The sequence below is a fragment of the Actinomadura sp. NTSP31 genome (assembly GCF_041951385.1).
Classification (GTDB): domain Bacteria; phylum Actinomycetota; class Actinomycetes; order Streptosporangiales; family Streptosporangiaceae; genus Spirillospora; species Spirillospora napierensis.
The window spans coordinates 266,890-285,412 of the sequence record NZ_JBGNUT010000002.1 but is presented as its reverse complement, the minus strand read 5'-3'; the positions used below and the strand labels follow the sequence as shown (position 1 = coordinate 285,412).

General features: G+C 71.8%; 9 protein-coding genes and 2 pseudogenes. 8 read left to right on the top strand and 3 right to left on the bottom strand.

What is annotated here, in order from left to right:
- Positions 1 to 197: 197 nt before the first annotated feature.
- Genes ACA514_RS04145 through ACA514_RS04125 form a run of 5 tightly spaced genes read left to right on the top strand, consistent with a single transcriptional unit; the run spans position 198 to position 12,250 of the window.
- On the top strand, positions 198 to 1,919 hold the full coding sequence (locus tag ACA514_RS04145; RefSeq protein ID WP_375039630.1) for a fatty acyl-AMP ligase: 1,722 nt from the start codon (positions 198 to 200) through the stop codon (positions 1,917 to 1,919).
- A complete protein-coding gene (locus tag ACA514_RS04140) occupies positions 1,916 to 7,456 on the top strand; it encodes a type I polyketide synthase (RefSeq protein ID WP_375039629.1) in 5,541 nt (1,846 codons plus the stop codon). Before ACA514_RS04145 ends, ACA514_RS04140 begins: the two co-directional genes overlap by 4 nt.
- The gene (locus tag ACA514_RS04135) at positions 7,453 to 10,521 is read left to right on the top strand and encodes a beta-ketoacyl synthase N-terminal-like domain-containing protein (protein ID WP_375039628.1); all 3,069 of its coding nucleotides are present in this window, start codon (positions 7,453 to 7,455) and stop codon (positions 10,519 to 10,521) included. The genes ACA514_RS04140 and ACA514_RS04135 overlap by 4 nt, the downstream gene beginning before the upstream one ends.
- 2 nt (positions 10,522 to 10,523) lie before the next feature.
- Entirely contained in the window at positions 10,524 to 11,480 is a 957-nt protein-coding gene (locus tag ACA514_RS04130; protein ID WP_375039627.1) for an ABC transporter ATP-binding protein, read from the top strand.
- Positions 11,480 to 12,250: an ABC transporter permease gene (locus tag ACA514_RS04125; RefSeq protein ID WP_375039626.1), complete on the top strand. Its 771-nt coding sequence runs from the start codon at positions 11,480 to 11,482 to the stop codon at positions 12,248 to 12,250. The genes ACA514_RS04130 and ACA514_RS04125 overlap by 1 nt, the downstream gene beginning before the upstream one ends.
- A gap of 75 nt (positions 12,251 to 12,325) precedes the next feature.
- On the opposite strand, the pseudogene ACA514_RS04120 reads toward ACA514_RS04125, so the two are convergent.
- From ACA514_RS04120 to ACA514_RS04110, 3 genes and pseudogenes are all read right to left on the bottom strand, one after another.
- Positions 12,326 to 12,698, bottom strand: a pseudogene (locus ACA514_RS04120) (IS5/IS1182 family transposase); the annotation flags it as partial.
- A 469-nt stretch (positions 12,699 to 13,167) separates the two neighbouring features.
- Positions 13,168 to 13,599, bottom strand: a pseudogene (locus ACA514_RS04115) (alpha/beta fold hydrolase); the annotation flags it as partial.
- 123 nt (positions 13,600 to 13,722) lie between these two features.
- Entirely contained in the window at positions 13,723 to 14,103 is a 381-nt protein-coding gene (locus tag ACA514_RS04110) for a Tn3 family transposase (RefSeq protein ID WP_375039625.1), read from the bottom strand.
- Between the two features lie 107 nt (positions 14,104 to 14,210).
- Between ACA514_RS04110 and ACA514_RS04105 the strand changes: the two genes are divergently transcribed.
- From ACA514_RS04105 to ACA514_RS04095, 3 genes are all read left to right on the top strand, one after another.
- Positions 14,211 to 14,951: an amidase family protein gene (locus tag ACA514_RS04105; protein WP_375039624.1), complete on the top strand. Its 741-nt coding sequence runs from the start codon at positions 14,211 to 14,213 to the stop codon at positions 14,949 to 14,951.
- A gap of 404 nt (positions 14,952 to 15,355) precedes the next feature.
- Positions 15,356 to 17,086 (top strand): NAD(P)/FAD-dependent oxidoreductase, encoded by a 1,731-nt coding sequence (locus ACA514_RS04100; RefSeq protein ID WP_375039623.1) that lies wholly within the window; start codon positions 15,356 to 15,358, stop codon positions 17,084 to 17,086.
- Entirely contained in the window at positions 17,083 to 18,519 is a 1,437-nt protein-coding gene (locus ACA514_RS04095; protein WP_375039622.1) for a hypothetical protein, read from the top strand. Before ACA514_RS04100 ends, ACA514_RS04095 begins: the two co-directional genes overlap by 4 nt.
- Positions 18,520 to 18,523 lie beyond the last annotated feature (4 nt).

The following is an 18,523-nucleotide window of genomic DNA, read 5'->3' as shown; positions in this document are numbered from 1 at the left end:
ACAGATGCAGGACGAAACTTAAACACCTCATGTTGTCGACATTGCCTGATTAAGTTCGGCAGGTGATGCCGAAGGAGACGCGACTTTATGAAGAGGAGTTGCATAATTAACAAGCGATCTTGTTTTCTGGCTCCCGATCGTGGGCGCCGGCCGGCCTGTGCGATCTACACCCCCCTCGTTGGACGGGATTTGATGCCATGAACCGCCCGCAACCATGGTCAGGAACTGCTGACGGCAGCTTGATTCGGCATGCCGCAACGCAAGCGGCTGCGGATCCCGATCGTCCGCTGTTCAGCCATGTACGTTTCGGCCCCGGGGGGGAAGAGGCCCGCTCGCGGCTGACCAGGGCTCAGACGATCGAGTCCGCCAGGAGCCTCGGCGGCCGCCTGGCGATGGTCGCCGACCCGGGAGAAAGGGTCGCGATCCTCGCGCCAGAGGGACTGGACTACGTGATCGGGTTCATCGGCGCGATGTATGCCGGGTGCATCGCCGTGCCGCTGTTCGCTCCGACATCACTGTCGTCCAATGAGCGGCTGGGCGCGGCTCTGCGGGACTGCGAGCCGACGGTGTGGCTGGTCCTGCGAAAGGACGTTCGCGACGCCGCCGAGTTGCTCAGCGATGGCACGCTGCCCCCGCCGAGGGAGATCGTTCCGATCGACGGCGACTATGCCCGCTGGGGCGAGGGCTTCGAGGGACGCCACTGCGACCTCGCCTACCTGCAGTACACCTCCGGGTCGACCCGTTCGCCGCGAGGTGTAATGGTCAGCCACGCCAACGTCATCGCAAACGTCCGCCAACTCGTGGAAGCGTTCGGCGCGACCGAGGATGGGACGTGCGTCGGCTGGTTGCCGCTCCACCACGACATGGGTCTCGTGCTGACGGTATGCGTGCCCCTCGTCACCGGTCTCTCCTCCGAGTTCATGGACCCGGTCTCGTTCCTCAAGCGGCCGGCGCGTTGGCTGTCGCTGTTGTCGCGGCCCGGACCCGTGTACACGGCTGCGCCGAACTTCGCTTACGACCTGCTGCTGCGGCGGGTCCAGCCGGAGGAGACCCATGTCGACTTGAGCCGGGTGAAGGTGTTCCTGAACGGCAGCGAGCGGGTCAGAGCGGAGACCTTACGGCGGTTCACCAAGGCATTCGCACCGCACGGGGTGACGCCGGAGGTCTTACGACCGTCCTATGGGCTGGCAGAGGCAACCGTCTTCGCCGCGACGACCGAGACGGGCGGCCACCCCACAGCGCGCGACTTCTCCCGCGAGGCCCTGGAGAAGGGCGTCGCGCAGCCGGCCTCCGAGGACACCGTCTCCTTGGTGTCCTGCGGCCGGCCCATCGGTCAGCAGGTACGCATCGTAGATCCCGACACCCGCGAGCCTCTCGTCCCGGGAAACGTCGGCGAGATCTGGCTGCGCGGGCCGAACATCGCCCAGGGCTACTGGGCACGGGCCGAGGAGTCCGCGGAGACCTTTGGAGCCGTCTTGGACGGTGTCCCCGGCTGGCTGAGGACCGGCGACCTCGGGTTCGAGTACGACGGCGATGTGTTCGTCAGCGGACGGCTGAAGGACCTGATCATCGTCGACGGCCGCAACCACTATCCCGACGACATCGAGGCAACGATCCGGGAGACGGCGCCCGACCTGCGTCCTGACAGGATGGCCGCCTTCGAGGTGACGCGGGACGGGCGCACGGGAGTCGTCGTCGTGGCCGAGCGCACGGGGCGCGCCCCGTCCGCAGAGCGGGACATCCGAGCCCTGGAAGCGCGCGTCCGCGCCGCGGTCAGCGAACGACACGGGACGACCCTGCTCGCCTTCGACGTCGTCCGTCCGGGCACCTTGAACGTGACCAGCAGCGGAAAGGTCGCGCGCGGGGCATGCCGCCGCGCATACCTGGCGGGTCACATCGCGCCGGAGGCCGACCGTTGACCGGCGGGCAGGAAGTCACCGACTGGCTCACCCGCAGGCTCGGTGAGATCAGCGGGCTCGCGCAGAGCGAAGTCGACCCGCACCGTCCGTTCAGTGAGTTCGGGCTCTCCTCGCAAGAAGCCGTGGCCCTCTCCGGAGAACTGGAAGAGCTCACCGGCCTGGAGGTGCCCGCGACGGTCGTCTGGGAGCAGCCCACCATCGCGGCACTGGCATCGTGGCTGGCGAGCGCGCCCGCCGCCGTGTCGGCCCCCGCTGTGTCGGCCCCCGCCGCCGCGCGGCCCGCCGAAGGGCCGTCCCGCGGCGGCGCGATCGGTACGGACTCCGTCGCTGTGATCGGCATCGGCTGCCGGTTCCCGGGCGGAGCCGACGGGCCCGACGCCTTCTGGCGCCTGCTGTCCGAGGGAGGCGAGGCCGTGCGCCGCGTCCCCGAGAGCCGCTTCAGCGGATCACTCGGCACCGGCTCGTGGGCCGGCCTCCTCGACGACGTGCACGGATTCGACGACCGGTTCTTCGGCATCGCACCTCGTGAGGCGGCCGCCATGGACCCCCAGCAGCGGTTGCTGCTGGAGGTCTCCTGGGAGGCGCTGGAGCACGCGGGTCTGGCGGCCGAAGCCCTGTGCGGAACCGATACGGGCGTCTTCGTGGGCATCTCCTCCAACGAGCACGCGCACGCGCTCTTCGCCCCCTCTTCGGCGGAGGCGCCCGAGCCGCACGCCCTCACCGGCTCGGCGATGAGCGTCGCGGCCAACCGGCTGTCGTACTCCCTGGACCTGCGCGGACCGAGCATGGCCGTCGACACGGCCTGCTCGTCGTCGCTGGTCGCGGTCCATCTCGCCGTGCGGAGCCTGCGCTCCGGCGAATGCGAGACGGCGATCTGCGGTGGTGTGAACGTGCTGCTCTCCGGGACGATCACGGCGGCCTTCGACCGGGCCGGCGCCATGGCGGCGGACGGCCGTTCCAAGGCGTTCAGCGCCGACGCCGACGGTTACGTCCGCGGCGAAGGCTGCGGCGTCGTGGTCCTCAAGAGGCTGGAGTCCGCGCTGCGGGACGGGGACAGGGTCCTCGCGGTGATCCGCGGTTCCGCCGTCGGCCAGGACGGCCGGTCCAACGGTCTCATGGCCCCGCGGCCGGAGGCGCAGGCCGAGGTGATCCGCCGCGCCTGCCGCGACGCCGGTGTCGCGCCTGGCGACGTCGACTTCGTCGAGGCGCACGGCACCGGTACCCTGCTCGGCGACCCGATCGAGGCGCGGGCGCTGGGTGAGGCCCTCGGCGCCGGACGCCCCGCGGAGCGACCACTGTACGTGGGATCCGTCAAGACGAACATCGGGCATCTGGAGGCCGCCGCGGGGATCGCCGGCCTGATCAAGACCGTTCTGGCGCTCTGGCACCGGCGTCTGCCGAGGAACCTGCACTTCGGCCGCCCCAATCCGCACATCCCCTTCGCGCGACTCGGCATCGAAGTGGTGAGCCGGGACATGCCCTGGCCACGCCCCGAGGGCCGCAGGATGGCCGGAATCTCCTCGTTCGGCTTCGGCGGCACGAACGCGCACGTCGTTGTCGAGTCGGCTTCGCCCGCCCCGGTGAGCGGGGTGGACCGGGAAGGAGCACCGGTACGGCTGCTCCTCGGCGCCCCTGACCGCGATCGCCTCGCCGAGGCGGCGGAGCGGCTGGCCGCCTTTATCGAGGACGTGCCCGGCGAGGTGGACCTTCACGATGTCGAGCACACGTCGTCGCGCAGGTGCTCCGGCCGGGTCCGCGGTGCGGTCGTGGCGCGTTCCGTGCCCGAAGCGCTGTCGCGGTTGCGCGCTCTGGCCAACGGGCGGGAGGACCCGCTGACCGCCCTGGGAACGGCGACGCCGGCCGGGGCGGTGTGGGTCTTCTCCGGGCAGGGCTCGCAGTGGCCCGGCATGGGACGCCGCCTCCTTGGCGAGGAGCCGATCTTCGCCGCGGCCGTGGACGACCTGGAGCCGCTGTTCGCGGCGGAGGCGGGCTTCTCGCTGCGCGACGTCCTCCTCTCAGGCAGGGAGTTGACGGAGATCGACGCCGTGCAGCCGGTGCTGTTCGCCGTCCAGGTCGCACTGTCGCGACTCTGGCGCGGTCACGGCGCCGAGCCGGCGGCGGTGATCGGCCATTCCGTGGGAGAGGTCGCCGCGGCCGTCGTCTCCGGAGCGCTCGACACGGCGGACGGTCTGCGCGTCGTCGTGCGCCGCTCCCGCCTGATGAAAAGGATTGCCGGCGAGGGAGCCATGGCTGTGATCGGGCTGCCTGCGCGGGACGCCGACGTGCTCGCCGCACGGTTCCCCGGCGTCGAGACCGCCGTGTACTCCTCACCGTCGCAGACCGTCCTCACCGGCCCGTCCGCCCGGATCGACGCGCTGCTGCGCCACGCCGAGGAGGCCGGGGTGCCGGCGCGCGCCGTGGCGGTCGATGTCGCCTCCCATTCCGCTCAGGTGGAGCCCCTGCTCGCCGAACTGGAAAGCGGGCTGGGCCGGCTCACCGTCCGCCGTCCGTCGGCCGACTTCTACGGCACCGTCCTGCCCGACCCGCACGCGGTGCCCGAATTCGACGGCGGCTACTGGAGCGCCAACCTCCGCCGGCCCGTCCGGTTCCAGCACGCGGTGGAGGCCGCGCTCACCGACGGCCACACGGTCTTCGTCGAGATCGCGCCGCACCCGGTCCTGCTTGCGGCGATAGACGAGATCGCCGGCGGCGGCGATGTCGGCACGGTCCACACCTTGCGCCGGGGACCGGACGAGACGTCCGCCTTCCACGGTGCCCTCGCCCTCCTGCAGGTGCTCGGTCTCGCGCGCCCCGCGACCCGGGGACGTCTCATCGACCTGCCGACAGCCGCCTGGCGCCACCGCCGGCCGGGGTCGGCACGGCCGCAACCGGGGACGACGGAGCAGCCCGCCGGACCGCCCGCTCCATCCCCGGGGCCCGCGGCGGGCCTTCCGGGCACGCTTCTGGGCGAGCGCAGCAGCGTGGGCCTGCAGCCTGCCTGTGACGTCTGGCGGAGCCGGCTGTCGCCCGCCTCGCCGCCCTATCCCGGCATGCACACCGTGCGGGGCCTGCCCGTGGTGCCGGCTTCGGTGCTGCTGGGCAGCCTGCTCGCCGCCGCCGGTGAACTCGGCCGCTCGGCCCTCGCGACCGTGGACCTGCTCCGGTTCGTGCCGCTCGACCGGCCCGCGGAAGTACAGGTCATCGCGAGAGACGAAGGGCTGGACCTCGCCGTCCGCCCGGACAGCGGCTCATGGAGCACGCATGCGACGTCGCGCATGACGGCCGTCGGCGCGCCGCCTCCGGCAGAGGCCCGCCGCGTGTTGGAGGATCCCGGCCGCAGCCTCATGTCTCCGGACGAGTTCGAACGGATCCTGTCCGGTCTCGGGATCGAGGGCCGTGCGTTTCCCTGGCGGATCACCGAGATCGCCCGCACCGGCGACCACCTCATGGCGGAGGTGCGCGTGGGCGCGAGCAACAGTCCCGCGACGGCGGGCGGCCTGCCGTGCGCACTGGACGCGGCCCTGCAACTGGCTCCACTGGCCGGTGCACACCATCCTGAACTGCTCGTCCCGGCGCACGTCGAGGCCCTGTGCCCGGTGCGCGAACCAGGGGAACGCTTCCGCGTGCTCTCCCGGCGGCGGCCCGGCGCCGGGACCGTCCCCGGTTTCGACATCGAGGTCACCACGGTCGACGGCGACCTCCTGCTGTACCTGACGGGCGTCGGTTACGCGCGCCTGGTCGGACCGCCCTCCGTGACCGGAGTTCCGGCGGCCCAGCCGATCCGCACGATCGAGTGGGTGTCGCGCCCGAACGGCCCGCGCCGGCCGATCGGGACGGTCGTCCTGCCGGGAACTCCCCATCCGCTGGCCGAGCCGATCGCCCGGTACCTTGAGGACGAGGGAGTCGAGGTCGTGCTCGCTGATGATCCGGCGACCGCCGCGTCCGCCGACGCCGTCGTCCTCCTCCCCTCCCCGGCGGGGGGCGGTGGTGGTGGCGACACCGTCGACGCAGTGGTGCAGCGCTGCGCCTCGGCCGTCGAGGCGATCCGCTCGCGAGCGGTGGCGGGCCATGGCCGGTTGTGGGTGCTGACCGCGGGAGTAAGGGCGGGCGCCCACGCGGGCCTCGGGGAGGCCCCACTCTGGGGTCTCGGGCAGGTCATGGCCGCCGAGTTGCCCGATCACTGGGGCGGGATCGTGGATCTGGACCCGGATGACAGCGCGGAGACGTCAGCGAAGGCCGTTGTTGCGACGCTGCTGCACGGGGCGCCGGACGTCACGGGCGTGCGCGACGGTGTCGCGACGCGGCCGGAGCCGGTTCCGCTGGGCGCGCTGGAGAGCCGTCCGCCCCTGGTATGCGACCCGGACGGCGTCTACGTCGTCACAGGCGGTCTCGGCGCCCTCGGTCTCATCGCGGCAAAGCATCTGGCGGCCCGCGGGGCCAAACGGCTCCTCCTGCTCGCGAGGACGCCGCTTCCACCGCGGGAATGCTGGGACGATGTTTTCGACGAGGACGTCCGCACGCGCATCAACGCGGTCCGCGCCCTGGAGACCGCGGGTGTCACCGTGCTGACCGAACCGGTCGACGTCGGAGACCTGGATGCGCTCGCGGTGGTCCTGCGCGCCCACGCGCCGATCCGCGGCGTGGTCCACGCGGCGGGGACGGCCGCCGACCTGCCCGTCGACCGGCTCGATGAACAGGCGATGCGGGACATCCTGCACGCCAAGGTCGGCGGAGCGGACCACCTCCACCGCCTTTTCCCGCCCGGAGATCTGGACTTCCTCGTGCTCTTCTCGTCCGCCGGGGCGCTGGCCGGGGTTCCAGGGCAGGGCGCCTACGCCGCGGCCAATGCTTACCTGGACGCGCTGGCCGCGCACCGGTCTCGGGAGGGGTGCCACACGGTGAGCATCGGCTGGGGGCCGTGGCGCGGACTCGGCATGGCGGTGACGTCCGGCGGCGCGGCCGTCCGGGAGCTGATGCGGCGAACCGGTATGCGGCCGCTTGAGGAGCAAGAGGCGCTCGACGCGTGGGACCGGGTGCACCGCAGCGGCGTGCACCACGCCCTTGTCGTTGCGGGAGCCGCGGACGATCTGCTGCCGCGTCCACCGGCGGCACTGGACCGGTGGGCAGGGTCGTCCGCGACGGCGCTCCGGCAGGAGCTGGCCGATCTCGTCAACGCGACGGTGGCGGAGGAGATGGGGACGGCGGCCGGGGACCTCGAGTCCGACACTCCGCTCGCCGAGCACGGGCTCGACTCGATCATGGCGGTCGCCATCTGCCGCCGCCTCGACCGCGCGACCGGGATCCGGCTGCCGACGACGCTGCTGTGGCGCCATCCGACCACCGAGGCGATCATCGGCCATCTCGAGCATCGCATCGGGCAGGAGCTCGGCCGCACGCCGGCTCCGGAGACGATCGCGCCGACCACTGCCACACCGACAACCGCCGCGCCGACAACCGCCGAACCGGCGTCCGCGGAGCACAGCCCGTTCACGGTCCTGCTCGACGAGATCGAAGCCCTGGGAGGCGATGCGGCATGACCGCGGCGAGCATCACCGAACGACTCCACCGCCTCTCCCCCGGCCGGCGCGCCGAGGTCGCCGCCCGGATGAACCGGGCGGCGGAGGCCGTGCTGAGCGAGCCCATCGCGCTGGTCGGCATCGGCTGCCGCTTCCCCGGCGGGGTCAGCGGACCCCGCTCCTACTGGCGGAACCTGCTGGCGGGATGGAACGCGGTCCGCGACGTGCCGTCCGACCGGTGGGACGTCGACACCGCCCCGGCCGGCGCCTCCGCGCCCGTCCCCGGCCGCGCGACGTCCCGCCGCGGCGGGTTCCTCGACGACGTCGCCGGGTTCGACGCCGAACACTTCAAGATCACGCCGCAGGAGGCGGCGGCGATGGACCCCCAGCAACGACTGCTGCTGGAGGTCGCCTGGGAGGCCCTGGACGACGCCGGCCTTCAGCCGCCGGCGATCGCCGGCAGCCGGACGGGGGTCTTCGTCGGCGTTTACTACAACGACTACCTCCGCACAGGCCATGACGACATCGCCGCAGTGGACGCCTACACCACGACCGGCAACGCCCACTCCGTGACGGCGGGCCGGCTGTCGTACCTACTGGACCTCAGCGGCCCGTGCATGGCGGTCGACACCGCCTGCTCGTCGTCCCTGGTCGCCGTCCACCTGGCCTGCCAGTCGCTGCGGCTGCGCGAGTGCGACACCGCGCTCGCCGGTGGCGTCAGCCTGATGCTGGCCCCCGAGACCCAGGTCGCGCTCTCCCAGTGGGGGATGCTGTCTCCCAAAGGGCGGTGCGGAGCGTTCGACGCCGACGCCGACGGGATCGTCCGCGGTGAGGGCGCCGGCGTCATCGTGCTCAAGCGGCTGGTGGACGCGGTCACCGCCGGGGACCAGGTGGTCGCCGTGCTGCGGGGATCGGCGACCAACCAGGACGGCCGGTCCCAGGGACTGACCGCGCCCTCCGTCCTCGCGCAGCGCGACGTACTGTCCGAGGCCCTTGCAAAAGCCGGGATCGCGCCCTCGTCCGTGGGCTTCATCGAGACCCACGGGACGGGCACCTCGCTCGGCGACCCGATCGAGTTCGACGCCCTGTCGATGGTGTACGGGAGGGACGGCGGACGATGCGCCCTCGGTTCGGTGAAGACGAACATGGGCCACCTGGAGGCAGCGGCGGGCATCGCGGGACTCATCAAGGCGGCGCTCGTCGTCCGCAGCGGCGTGATACCGCCCAACCTGCACTTCCGGCGGTGGAACGCCGCTATCGATCCAGGGCCGACGGGCTTCTACGTGCCGACCGAGGCGACGCGCTGGGACGCCGCGCCGCACCCGCGCGTCGCGGCGGTCTCCTCCTTCGGCTTCGGCGGGACCAACGCGCACCTGCTGATCGAGGAGGCCCGGCTCGACACCGGCGCCCGACCGCTCCCCGGCGAGGACGACACCACCGCCACCGCGGCGGACGATCCGCTCCCCATCGACCGGTGGCGCCATGAACGCTTCTGGCGAGGCCGGACCGAACCGAGCCCGCCTTCCGGATCCGCCGAGGACGGCATCCCGCCCACGTCCGGTGACGGCGTGGTGGAGATCCTCCAGGACGTCTTCCAGCGCGCCCTCGGACGCAGGCAGGTGCGCCCCCAGGACAACTTCTTCGAGCTCGGCGGCGACTCCCTCACGGCGATGCGGGTGGTCTCCATGGCCAGGGAGCGCGGCGTCCACCTCCGAGTCGAGGACCTGCGGGAGGCTTCGGTCGCCGGGATGGTCGGCAGGCTCGCGTCCGCCGCCGCATCCGTCGCATCCGCCGCCGGGGTCGATGCCGCGTCGGAAGTCCCGCTGACCCCGGTGCAGTACCACTACCTGCACCTCGCGGACCCCGCCCCGGAGGCGTGGGACACGCAGGCCCTCCTGGACTGCGACGAGCGCATCGACCCCGACCTGCTCCTTCAGGCCGCCAGCCGGGTCGTCGACCGCCACGACGCCCTCCGGTTGCGCCTCGCGCGAACGCCGTCCGGATGGCGGCAGACGCTCGCGCCACCAGGCTCCGGACCGGCGCCGCACGTCGAGTCGCTCGACCTGAGCCGCTCGTCCGATGTCGCCGCCCTGGCGATGTTCAGGTCCAGGGCGGGGGAACTGCAGGCCGCCCGCGACCTGCGCACCGGGCCGCTGGTGTCCCTGGTCGTCGGCGACCGGGGCCCCGGGCGGCCGTCCAGTGTGCTCGTCTCGGTGCACCATCTGGCCGTCGACGGTCACTCCATCTGGATGCTGATCTACGAGTTGTTCACGGCGTACCGCGCGCTGAGCGAGTCCCAGCCCGTGGAACTGCCGGAACCGACCACGCCCTACGCGGTCTGGGCCAGGCAGGAGGCGAAGCGTGCGGCGAGTGGTGACGTCAGAGCGCAGCTCGCCTACTGGGCGGAGCAGGACGCCGCCGAGACCGTGCAGGTCCCGGTGAACCACGACCACGGACCGGCCCTGCTCGGATCCATGCAGTCGAGCACGGCGACCCTGGACGCCTCCGCCACATCCTCCCTTCTGGCCGTGGACCCCGACCTCGTCCCGCTCCTGCTGACGGCCCTCCTCACCAGCCTCTCCGACTGGGTGCCCGAAGGTGAGATCCGGGTGGACCTCCGGGACCACGGACGCCGGTCCACCTCGCCCGACCTGGACCTCGCCTGGACCATGGGCTGGTTCACCAGCGTCTATCCGGTCGTCGTCCCGATCGGCCCGTCCGTCTCGCTGGAGGGGGTGCGGCGGCGGCTGACCGGAGTCCCGGACCACGGCTCCGGCTACGGCGCGCTCCGCCACCTCACCGAGGAGGGGGCCCGCGACCTCACCGGACGCTCCGAGATCTCGGTGAACTACACCGGCCGCCTGGACGGCGGCGCCGGTGGGCCGGTGCGCTACGCGGCCACCCAGGCACGCGCCTTCCCCGACCGCCGCATCCCCATCAGCAGGCTCATCGAACTGAAGGCCGTGATCATCGGGGACACACTGCACACGACGCTCGCCTACAGCCGCGACCGCTTCCGCGCGGACTTCATGGACGCGGCCGCCGGCCGCCTCGTCGCCGCCCTGCACGAACACGCGGACATCTGACGATGCTCGACGCCGAGACCGTCTCCAAGAGCTTCGGGCCCGTGCGGGTGCTGGACGGCATGGACCTGCGCGTCGCCGCCGGACAGGTCGTCGCACTCCTCGGCCGCAACGGCGCGGGCAAGTCCACCTTCATCTCGATCGTCGCGGGCCTCCTGCGGCCGGACGGCGGCCGGGTCCGAGTCTGCGGTACCGACATGGCCCGCCATGCGCGGCGCGCCCGCGCGAACCTCGGGATCGCGCCGCAGGACCTCGGTCTCTACCTCACGCTCACGCCGGAGGAGAACCTGGACCTCATGGCCCGCCTCGCGCGGGTACCCGGCCGCGACCGCCCGGCACGTGTCCGCGACGTCGCCGAGCGGCTCGCGCTCACCGACTTCCTGCGCCGTCCGTGCCGGACCCTGTCCGGCGGGCAGCAGCGCCGGGTCCACACGGCCATGGCCCTGATGGGCGGGAGAGCACTGATCCTGCTGGACGAGCCGACGGTCGGCGCCGACGTCCAGTCCCGCAACGCGATCACCGACACCGTCCGGGAGCTCGCCGCGGCGGGGAGCGCGATCCTGTACACGACCCACTACCTGCACGAAGTGGAGGCCCTGCACGCCGACGTGGTCATCATGAACCGCGGCCGTGTCACCGCGGCCGGTACGTGCGCCGACCTGCTGAACGCCCACGGGGACACCGGCCTGGAAATCCGCTTCGACGGGCCGCCGCCTTCGCTGCCCCTCCACCCGCAGGAGAGCGCCACGCTCGTGGCACCGAACACCGTGCGCGTCGCCACCCGCGATCCGTCCGGGACGATGGAACGGCTGCTGCCAGACCTCACCGCCCGCTCGGGCTCGCTGGCGCAGGTCCAGATCGTCCGGCCGACCCTCGAAGCGGTCTTCCTGTCCCTGACCGAGCCGGGCGGCCCCGGCACCGCCGCCGTTGAGCCGCCCGCGAGCCGGGAGGCGAGAGTGTGATGGGCCGTGCGACCGTCCTGCTGGCGATCTGCCACCACGAACTGCGGCTCTTGCGACGTTCACCATCGGTGCTGCTGATCTTCATCGCGACCCCGATCGTCCTCGTCGCCTTCGTCGCGCCGGCGGCACAGGCCGTCCTGCGTGCGCGCGGCGACGACTCCGGCGTGCTCTTCGCCGTGCCGGGACTCTCGGTCGTCTTCGCCTTCTCGGTCACCGGCACGATCGGCTTCTCCTTCTTCCGCGAGCACGGATGGCGCACCTGGAATCGCCTGCGCGCCAGCCCGGCCGCGTCGTGGGAGATCGCGGCAGGCAAGGCGCTGACCGGGCTGCTGGTGGTCGCCTTCCAGCAGATCGCGGTGTTCTCCCTCGCCGCCTCGCTGTACGGGTTCCGGCCGCGCGGGTCGATGCTCGCCACCATGCTCGTCGCGCTGTCGCTGTCGGCGTTCGTCGTCTCCTACTCGCTGCTCGTCACCGCGCTGTCGCGGAACATCCAGCAACTGAACGCGATCAGCAACCTCGGCGGCCTGATGATGGGAGGAATCGGCGGGGCTCTCGTCCCACTAGCTTCGCTGCCGGACTGGATGCAGTCGGCCGCGCCGGCATTTCCCACCTACTGGGCCGTCCAAGGATTCGACCACGTCGTGCTGTCGCCCGGAGGACTCGGCGCGGCGATCACGCCCGTGGCCGTCCTCTGGGCGTACACCCTCGTCACGGCCCTGCTCACCCTCCGGCTGTTCCGATTCTCCGACACCAAGGTGTCCTGGGCTTGAAACCGCTTGTCCTCCTGCGCGCATAGGCAAGTACCCAGGGTGTAAGGAGACGTCACCCTACACAGGACAAACTGATCGACCGGGCATTCTGGACCTTCGGATCGGCGGGATGCTCCGCCCCAGCGGCGCCAAGGCGAGCTTGTCGTGAGTCTTGGCCACAGAAATTCCCACAGACAGCGGCAGACCAGCCCGATCGACCAGAAATCGGAACTTCGATCCAGGCTTGCCGCGGTCGACAGGATTCGGGCCGGTCAACTCCCCCTTTGGCCGCCTGGAAGCTGACCGAGTCGATCGCGCACCGCGACCAGTCCAGCTCACCGGCCGCACCCAGCTCGTCCAGCAGCACCCGATGCAGCTTGGCCCACACGCGCGCGGCGCTCCACTCGGTGAAGCGATGGTGCACCGTCTGCCAGGATGCCTTGAACACCGACGGTAACTGCCGCCAGGTCCGGAACCAGTCGCTCCATCATCGACGAGGAAATGGGTGACCTCGGAGGCGATGAGTTCGGAGGCTTGGAGGTTGAGCAGGTGGTTGGCGCCTGGGATGTCGGCGTCCGTGCACTGCGGGAAATGTTGGTGGATGGGGTCGCGGCCTTCGGTGAAGAACGGTCCGCTGCGCATTCCGAGGACGGAGAGGACGGGTGATCGCACGGCGGAGGCGAGGCCGGGGTCGAACCTCCAGGCGTCCAGGGACGGCCTTTCTCCCCGGTAGAAGATTTCGGTGTCGCGGACGGCCGCGCCGAAGGCGTCGGCTCCGGCAGTTGCGATGAGTTCTGGCCAGTTGTCGCCGCCGAGTGAGGCGAAGGTGGCGGTGACCGCGCCGCCGTGTCGCCGGTGCTGTAGCGGTCCATGACGTGGTGCATGCCGCTGAAGAACCCGGCGGCGCTGGGCACTTGTTTGAGGATCGGCTCCAGCAGGATGAGGCTGCAGGTCCGCTTGGGCGCGGTGAGCGCGGCCTGAACGGCGACCGGCGCGCCATAGGAGTATCCCGCGATGTGGGCGGAGGGCAGGTCGAGGGCGTCCAGCAGGCCGAGGGCGTCGGCGGCGTCCTGTTCGATGCTGAATGGTCCGCCGCGGCCGGTGCTGCCGCCCATTCCGCGCCGGTGGTAGTGTAGCAGGCTGACCGAAGGTGCGCTGCAGCTCAGCGCGGTGGCCAGCGGGCGCAGGCCAGTGGCGATGTTGGAGCCGTGGATGAGCAGCGGTGGCTCGCCGGCGCGGCCGGGCAGCCGCGCGCCCCCGCTGTGGGGAGGGCGTGCAGCGCCAGCCGCGCGCAGCGCCGGGCCGCGACCGCCTTGCCCTCCTTGCGCACGATCTCCACCACCTGCTTGAACCCCGTGTTCTGGGAGCACGGCTACGACGCTACCTCAGCTTGTACGCCGCGTTCGGCGACAAACGAGCTCTGTTCCTGGAGGCACTCGACCGCTACCTGGCCACATATGCCGCCTTCGCCCATCACGCGCTGGCCGAGCTGATCAGCATGCAGCCGCGCCGCCGTCCAGCGGCTGCTGCACGAGGCGGCCGCCGCCTACACCCGCCCGGACCGCCCGCACGGCTGCATGCTGATCAGCTCGGCGAGCAACTGCTCCCCGCAGTCCGCCGACATCGCCGCACACCTGCGCGACCTGCGCACCGCGAGCCTCCGCGCACTCCAGGCCGACCTGGAACAAATCGCTCTGGCAGCCCTTCACGGGTTGGTATCGAGCTTGGCCAGTTCCGCCTTGACGTCGACATTGATGACGCCGTGTCCTGCTGCGCGTGGTGCAGGTCAGCGCATGCAAGCTCTCGCCCTTGTTAAGTTGCCGCGAGATCTTCCTTCTGAAGGCCGGGTCCGACAGGTATTTCGCGAAGTGCACGGTCCTGCGCAGATCGAGAACGAGATGGCCCGCTGGCCCGGAGCGGTCGTCGGCTACGCCGCGGCCGCGCCGAGCTCGCCGTGACGAACGCGGTACACGGCCCCGGCGTGGGCGACACGGTCACCACGCCCGCACGCCGCCGACCCTACCTCCAGAAACTGTCCGGTGACTCCGGCCCACTGCGCATCGGGCTGCTCGACCACTATCCCTGCGGCGGTGCCGTCCATCCCGACTGCGCCCAGGCCGTACGCCAGACCGCTCATCTCCTGCAGGCGCTGGGCCACCACGTTGAGCCGGCCTTCCCCACCGCCCTCGGTGATCCCACGATCACCGAGCGGCTCAACATCGTGGCCTCGAGTCATATGGCCCAGATGATCGCTCGGCTTTCCGAGACACTCGGACGCGAGGCCACCCCCGACGACGTGGAGCACCACCCCTGGGCGCTCGCGTGCGGGAAGGGACGCGAAGCCGGCGCGGTGGAGTACGCCCAGGCCCTGGCCGCCTTCACCCGCCATCGGCGCGCCATGCACCAGTGGTGGGCCGATGGCCACGACCTGCTGCTCGCCCCGACCACCGGCGAACCACCCGCGCCCCTCGACACCTTCACACCCGCCCCCGGCGACCCGCTGGCCAACCGCCACCTGCAGGCGAAGTACACGGCCTTCACCCGCGCTTTCAACCTCGTCGGCCAGCCCGCGATCAGCCTCCCGCTGCACTGGAACGCGCCGGACTGCCCGTCGGCGTCCAACTCGTCACCGCCTACGGCCGGGAGGACCAGCTCGTCAACATCGCCGCACAGCTCGAAACGGCCAAGCCTTTCAGCTCAGTCAAGCCCTCCGACTAGATAGCGGCCGCTTCCAACGTCCGAACGACCGACGGCGGTAACTCCGCCCGAACCGGCTCGCTGTCGCCGCTGGCCGGTCGGTTGTTGGTCAGGAGCCGGGACGGTCGCTGGGACGAACTCGCGTCCTTGATCCCTGACGCCCTCCTCGACCGCATCGCCGTCGTGGGCACCCCGGCGGAGGCCGCCGCGACGATCTGGTCCCGGGCGGCCGGCCTCGCCGCCCGCGTCGCGCTCTCCATGCCCACACGCCCGATCCGTCCGTCATCTCCGAACTCCTGCAAGCACTTCGCGGGTCATCGGGATAGTGGCGGTCGCCGCAGGACAAGCCGGGCGGTTCGTGCGACGCTGGGGCGGGACCGCCGAGGGACGAGAAGGCGCCCGCTTTACGAAGTGGGACGGTGATGCGGCATGGGCCTGCAGGAGTACTTGCCGACGGCGCCCGGCGGCGGCGTCCGGCTGCTCAGCGGAGTGGTGAGCGGGCTGCTGTCGGGGCTGCTTTTGGGCGCGCTCATGGCATGGCAGGATCCGGTCGCGCAGCATGGCACGTACGGCTGGGCCGTCTTCGCCGCATACGCCAGCGTCACGGGCGCGGCGCTCGGCGCGATCGTCGGGCGGCGGCCCTTCGGACCGGCGGTGTCCGCGTCGGCCGGGCTGCTGCTGGGACTGCTCGGCTGGGTCGTCTGGTGGCTGACCGTGGACCCGCTGCTCAACGGCGACACCCCGACCTGGTCGGTCGCGGCGGCCACGGCCGCCTATCCGGAACTGGTCGGGTCGTTGCTCCAAGGTGCCCTCGCGGGGGCCCTCTTCCATCTGGCCACGACCCGCCTCAGCGGACGCGCGGCCCTTCGCCCCGCCGAACCCCCGCTGCCGCATGTGGTGATCGTCGGGGGCGGATTCGGCGGTGTCAGCGCGGCCCGCCGGTTCGAGCGGCTGAACCTGCGGAGCCAGCGCGTCGGGGTGACGCTGATCAGCGACTCCAACTTCCTGCTCTTCACGCCGATGCTCGCCGAGGTCGCGTCCGGCGGACTGGAAGCCCAGCACATCAGTACGCCGGTCCGCGCGGCCGTGGCCCATACGCGGTTCCGGCACGGCCGCGTCGCCGAGATCGACGTCGCGCGGCGCCTCGTCCGGCTGGGGACCGGGGAGGCCGTCGCCTACGACCATCTCGTCCTGGCGGTCGGGTCCGTCCCGCACTTCCTGGACCTGCCGGGCCTGGCCGAGAACGCGTTCACGCTCAAGTCGCTCGCCGACGCGGCGCGCCTGCGCGACCGTGTGCTGACCCTGCTGGAGCGCGCCGACCAGGAGACCGATCCCGCCGAGCGGACCCGCCTGCTGACCTTCGTCGTGGCGGGCGGCGGGTTCGCCGGGACGGAGGCGGCCGCGGAACTGTACGACCTCACCCACGGCGTGCTCCACTTCTACCCGGGCATTCGCCCGGACGAGCCGCGCTTCGTCCTCGTCCACTCGGGCAAGCGCATCCTGCCCGAACTGTCGGACCGCCTGGGGGACTACGCGCTCGGGAAACTGCGGGCCCGCGGGATCGAGTTCCGCCTCGGCGTCCGCGCGAGCGGCGCCACCGACCGCGACGTACGGCTGGGCGACGGCTCGGTGATCCCGACGTCGACGTTCGTCTGGACCGCGGGCAACCGGCCGAGCCCGCTGCTGAGGTCCCTGCCGGGCGAACGCGGCCGCGGCGGCTCGGTCGTCGTCGACCGCATGCTGCGCGCCTTCGAACTGGAGGGCGTCTGGGCGATCGGCGACTGCGCCCAGATCCCCGCCGAGGACGGCGCGCCCTACCCGCCGACCGCTCAGCACGCCATGCGCGAGGGCAAGGCGGTCGCCGACAACATCGCCGCGGTACTGAGGGGCCGCCGCCCCAAGCCGTTCCGCTTCACCACCATCGGCATATTCGTCGCGCTCGGCCACCGCACCGCCGCCGGCGAGATCCGCGGGCGGCCCTTCTCCGGCCTGAGCGCCTGGCTGCTCTGGCGCGGCATCTATCTGGCGAAACTCCCGGGGCTGGAGCGCCGCGTGCGCGTGCTCCTCGACTGGGGTCTCGACCTGGTCTTCCCCCGCGACATCGTCGTCACCACCGGCCACCCCGAGACGCCCTCGGTGCCCGTCCGGGACGTCCCATGACGGCCGCCGGCCTCGCGGTTCGGGGGCCGTACCTCCGCCAGGGCGCCCTGCCCGGAGCGCTCGCCGGAATCGCCGGGGGCCTGGCCTTCGGTGCGGCGATGCGCTCGCTCGGGCAACTCGGGACCGTCGCCCTGCTCGTCCGGTCCGGCTCGGCCGGGGTCGGCTTCACGCTGCACATGGTAATCGCGGCGCTGGTGGGCGCCGGGTTCGGGCTGCTCGTCGTGCACCAGCGGACCAGGTCCAGCGAGCTGCTGTTCTGGGGCCTGGCCTACGGCGTGTTCTGGTGGTTCCTGGGGGCGCTGACCCTGCTGCCCCTGCTCTCGGGAACCCCGATGACCTGGAGCCTGCAGACCGCGCAGGCCGCCGTGCCGAGCCTGCTCGGACATCTCTACTACGGTGCGGTCACCGCCGTCGTCTTCGCCCTCCTGCACCGTGACGGCCGGTTCGCCGCCGACGACCACGTGCGGCCGAGGACCCTGCTGCGCGGCCTGCTCGCCGCCGCGATCGTCGCCGGCCTCCTCGTGGCGGCCTTCGGGATCGGCGCGGGAGCGAGGCTGGGCTGGCTGCCCGCCGTGGCGATATGCATGGGCATCGGCTATCCGCTCGTGTTCACCGGCCGGGCCGAGGGAACCGGTCCCGCGCTCGTCCGCGGTACCGCCTACGGATTCCTGTGGTGGGTCGTCGCCGATCTCACCCTCCGGGCCCTCGTCGGCGACGGCACGCTGCACTGGACGCAGCCGGACGTCGCGGCCGCCACCAGCAGACTGCCGCCGTACCTGCTGGCGGGCGCCGGGATCGCCGCGGTCTTCGGCTGGCTCGGCTCGCTCGCCCGCGGCCTGTTCGTCGACGACGTCCGGCTCCGGCACCACGAGGCCGGCACGCGCGGTCTGCGGGCGGTCGGCTACGGCGCGCTGTCCGGGCTCGCCGGCGGGATCGTCTTCGGCTTCGTATGGGGAACGGTGGACGTGCTGCCCACGGTGGCCCGGCTGGTCGGGGCCCGCGGAGCCGTCGCCGGGTGGATCATCCACCTCGTCATCGCCCAGCTGATCGGCGTCTCCTACGCGCTGCTGTTCCGCCGGCGCAGCTACGACCTCGCCTCAGGGGTCGGCTGGGGCCTGTCGTACGGCTTCTTCTGGTGGGTGCTCGGTGCGCTGACCCTGCTGCCCGTCCTCCTCGGCCAGCCGCCGCGGTGGAGCGCCTCGGGCATCGCCACGGCCTTCCCCGGCCTGGTCGGGCATCTCGCGTACGGTGCCGGGCTGGGCGCCGTCTACGCCTGGCTGGAACACCGGGAGAATCCGTGGTGGGTCGCACGCAGCCAGACCGAGGCCGCCCGCGCCACGATCCGCCGCGAGCAGATCCTCGGCTCCGCCCCCGCCCTCTGGATCCTCACCGTCCTCATCGCTCTGACCATCCCGGTGCTGGTCGCCGTCTGATCGC

Bases quoted from the DNA above. Each gene is read 5' to 3' on its own strand.
- ACA514_RS04130 (WP_375039627.1), top strand. From the start codon at position 10,524: ATGCTCGACGCCGAGACCGTCTCCAAGAGCTTCGGGCCCGTGCGGGTG.
- ACA514_RS04135 (WP_375039628.1), top strand. From the start codon at position 7,453: ATGACCGCGGCGAGCATCACCGAACGACTCCACCGCCTCTCCCCCGGC.
- ACA514_RS04145 (WP_375039630.1), top strand. From the start codon at position 198: ATGAACCGCCCGCAACCATGGTCAGGAACTGCTGACGGCAGCTTGATT.
- ACA514_RS04125 (WP_375039626.1), top strand. From the start codon at position 11,480: ATGGGCCGTGCGACCGTCCTGCTGGCGATCTGCCACCACGAACTGCGG.
- ACA514_RS04095 (WP_375039622.1), top strand. From the start codon at position 17,083: ATGACGGCCGCCGGCCTCGCGGTTCGGGGGCCGTACCTCCGCCAGGGC.
- ACA514_RS04100 (WP_375039623.1), top strand. From the start codon at position 15,356: ATGGGCCTGCAGGAGTACTTGCCGACGGCGCCCGGCGGCGGCGTCCGG.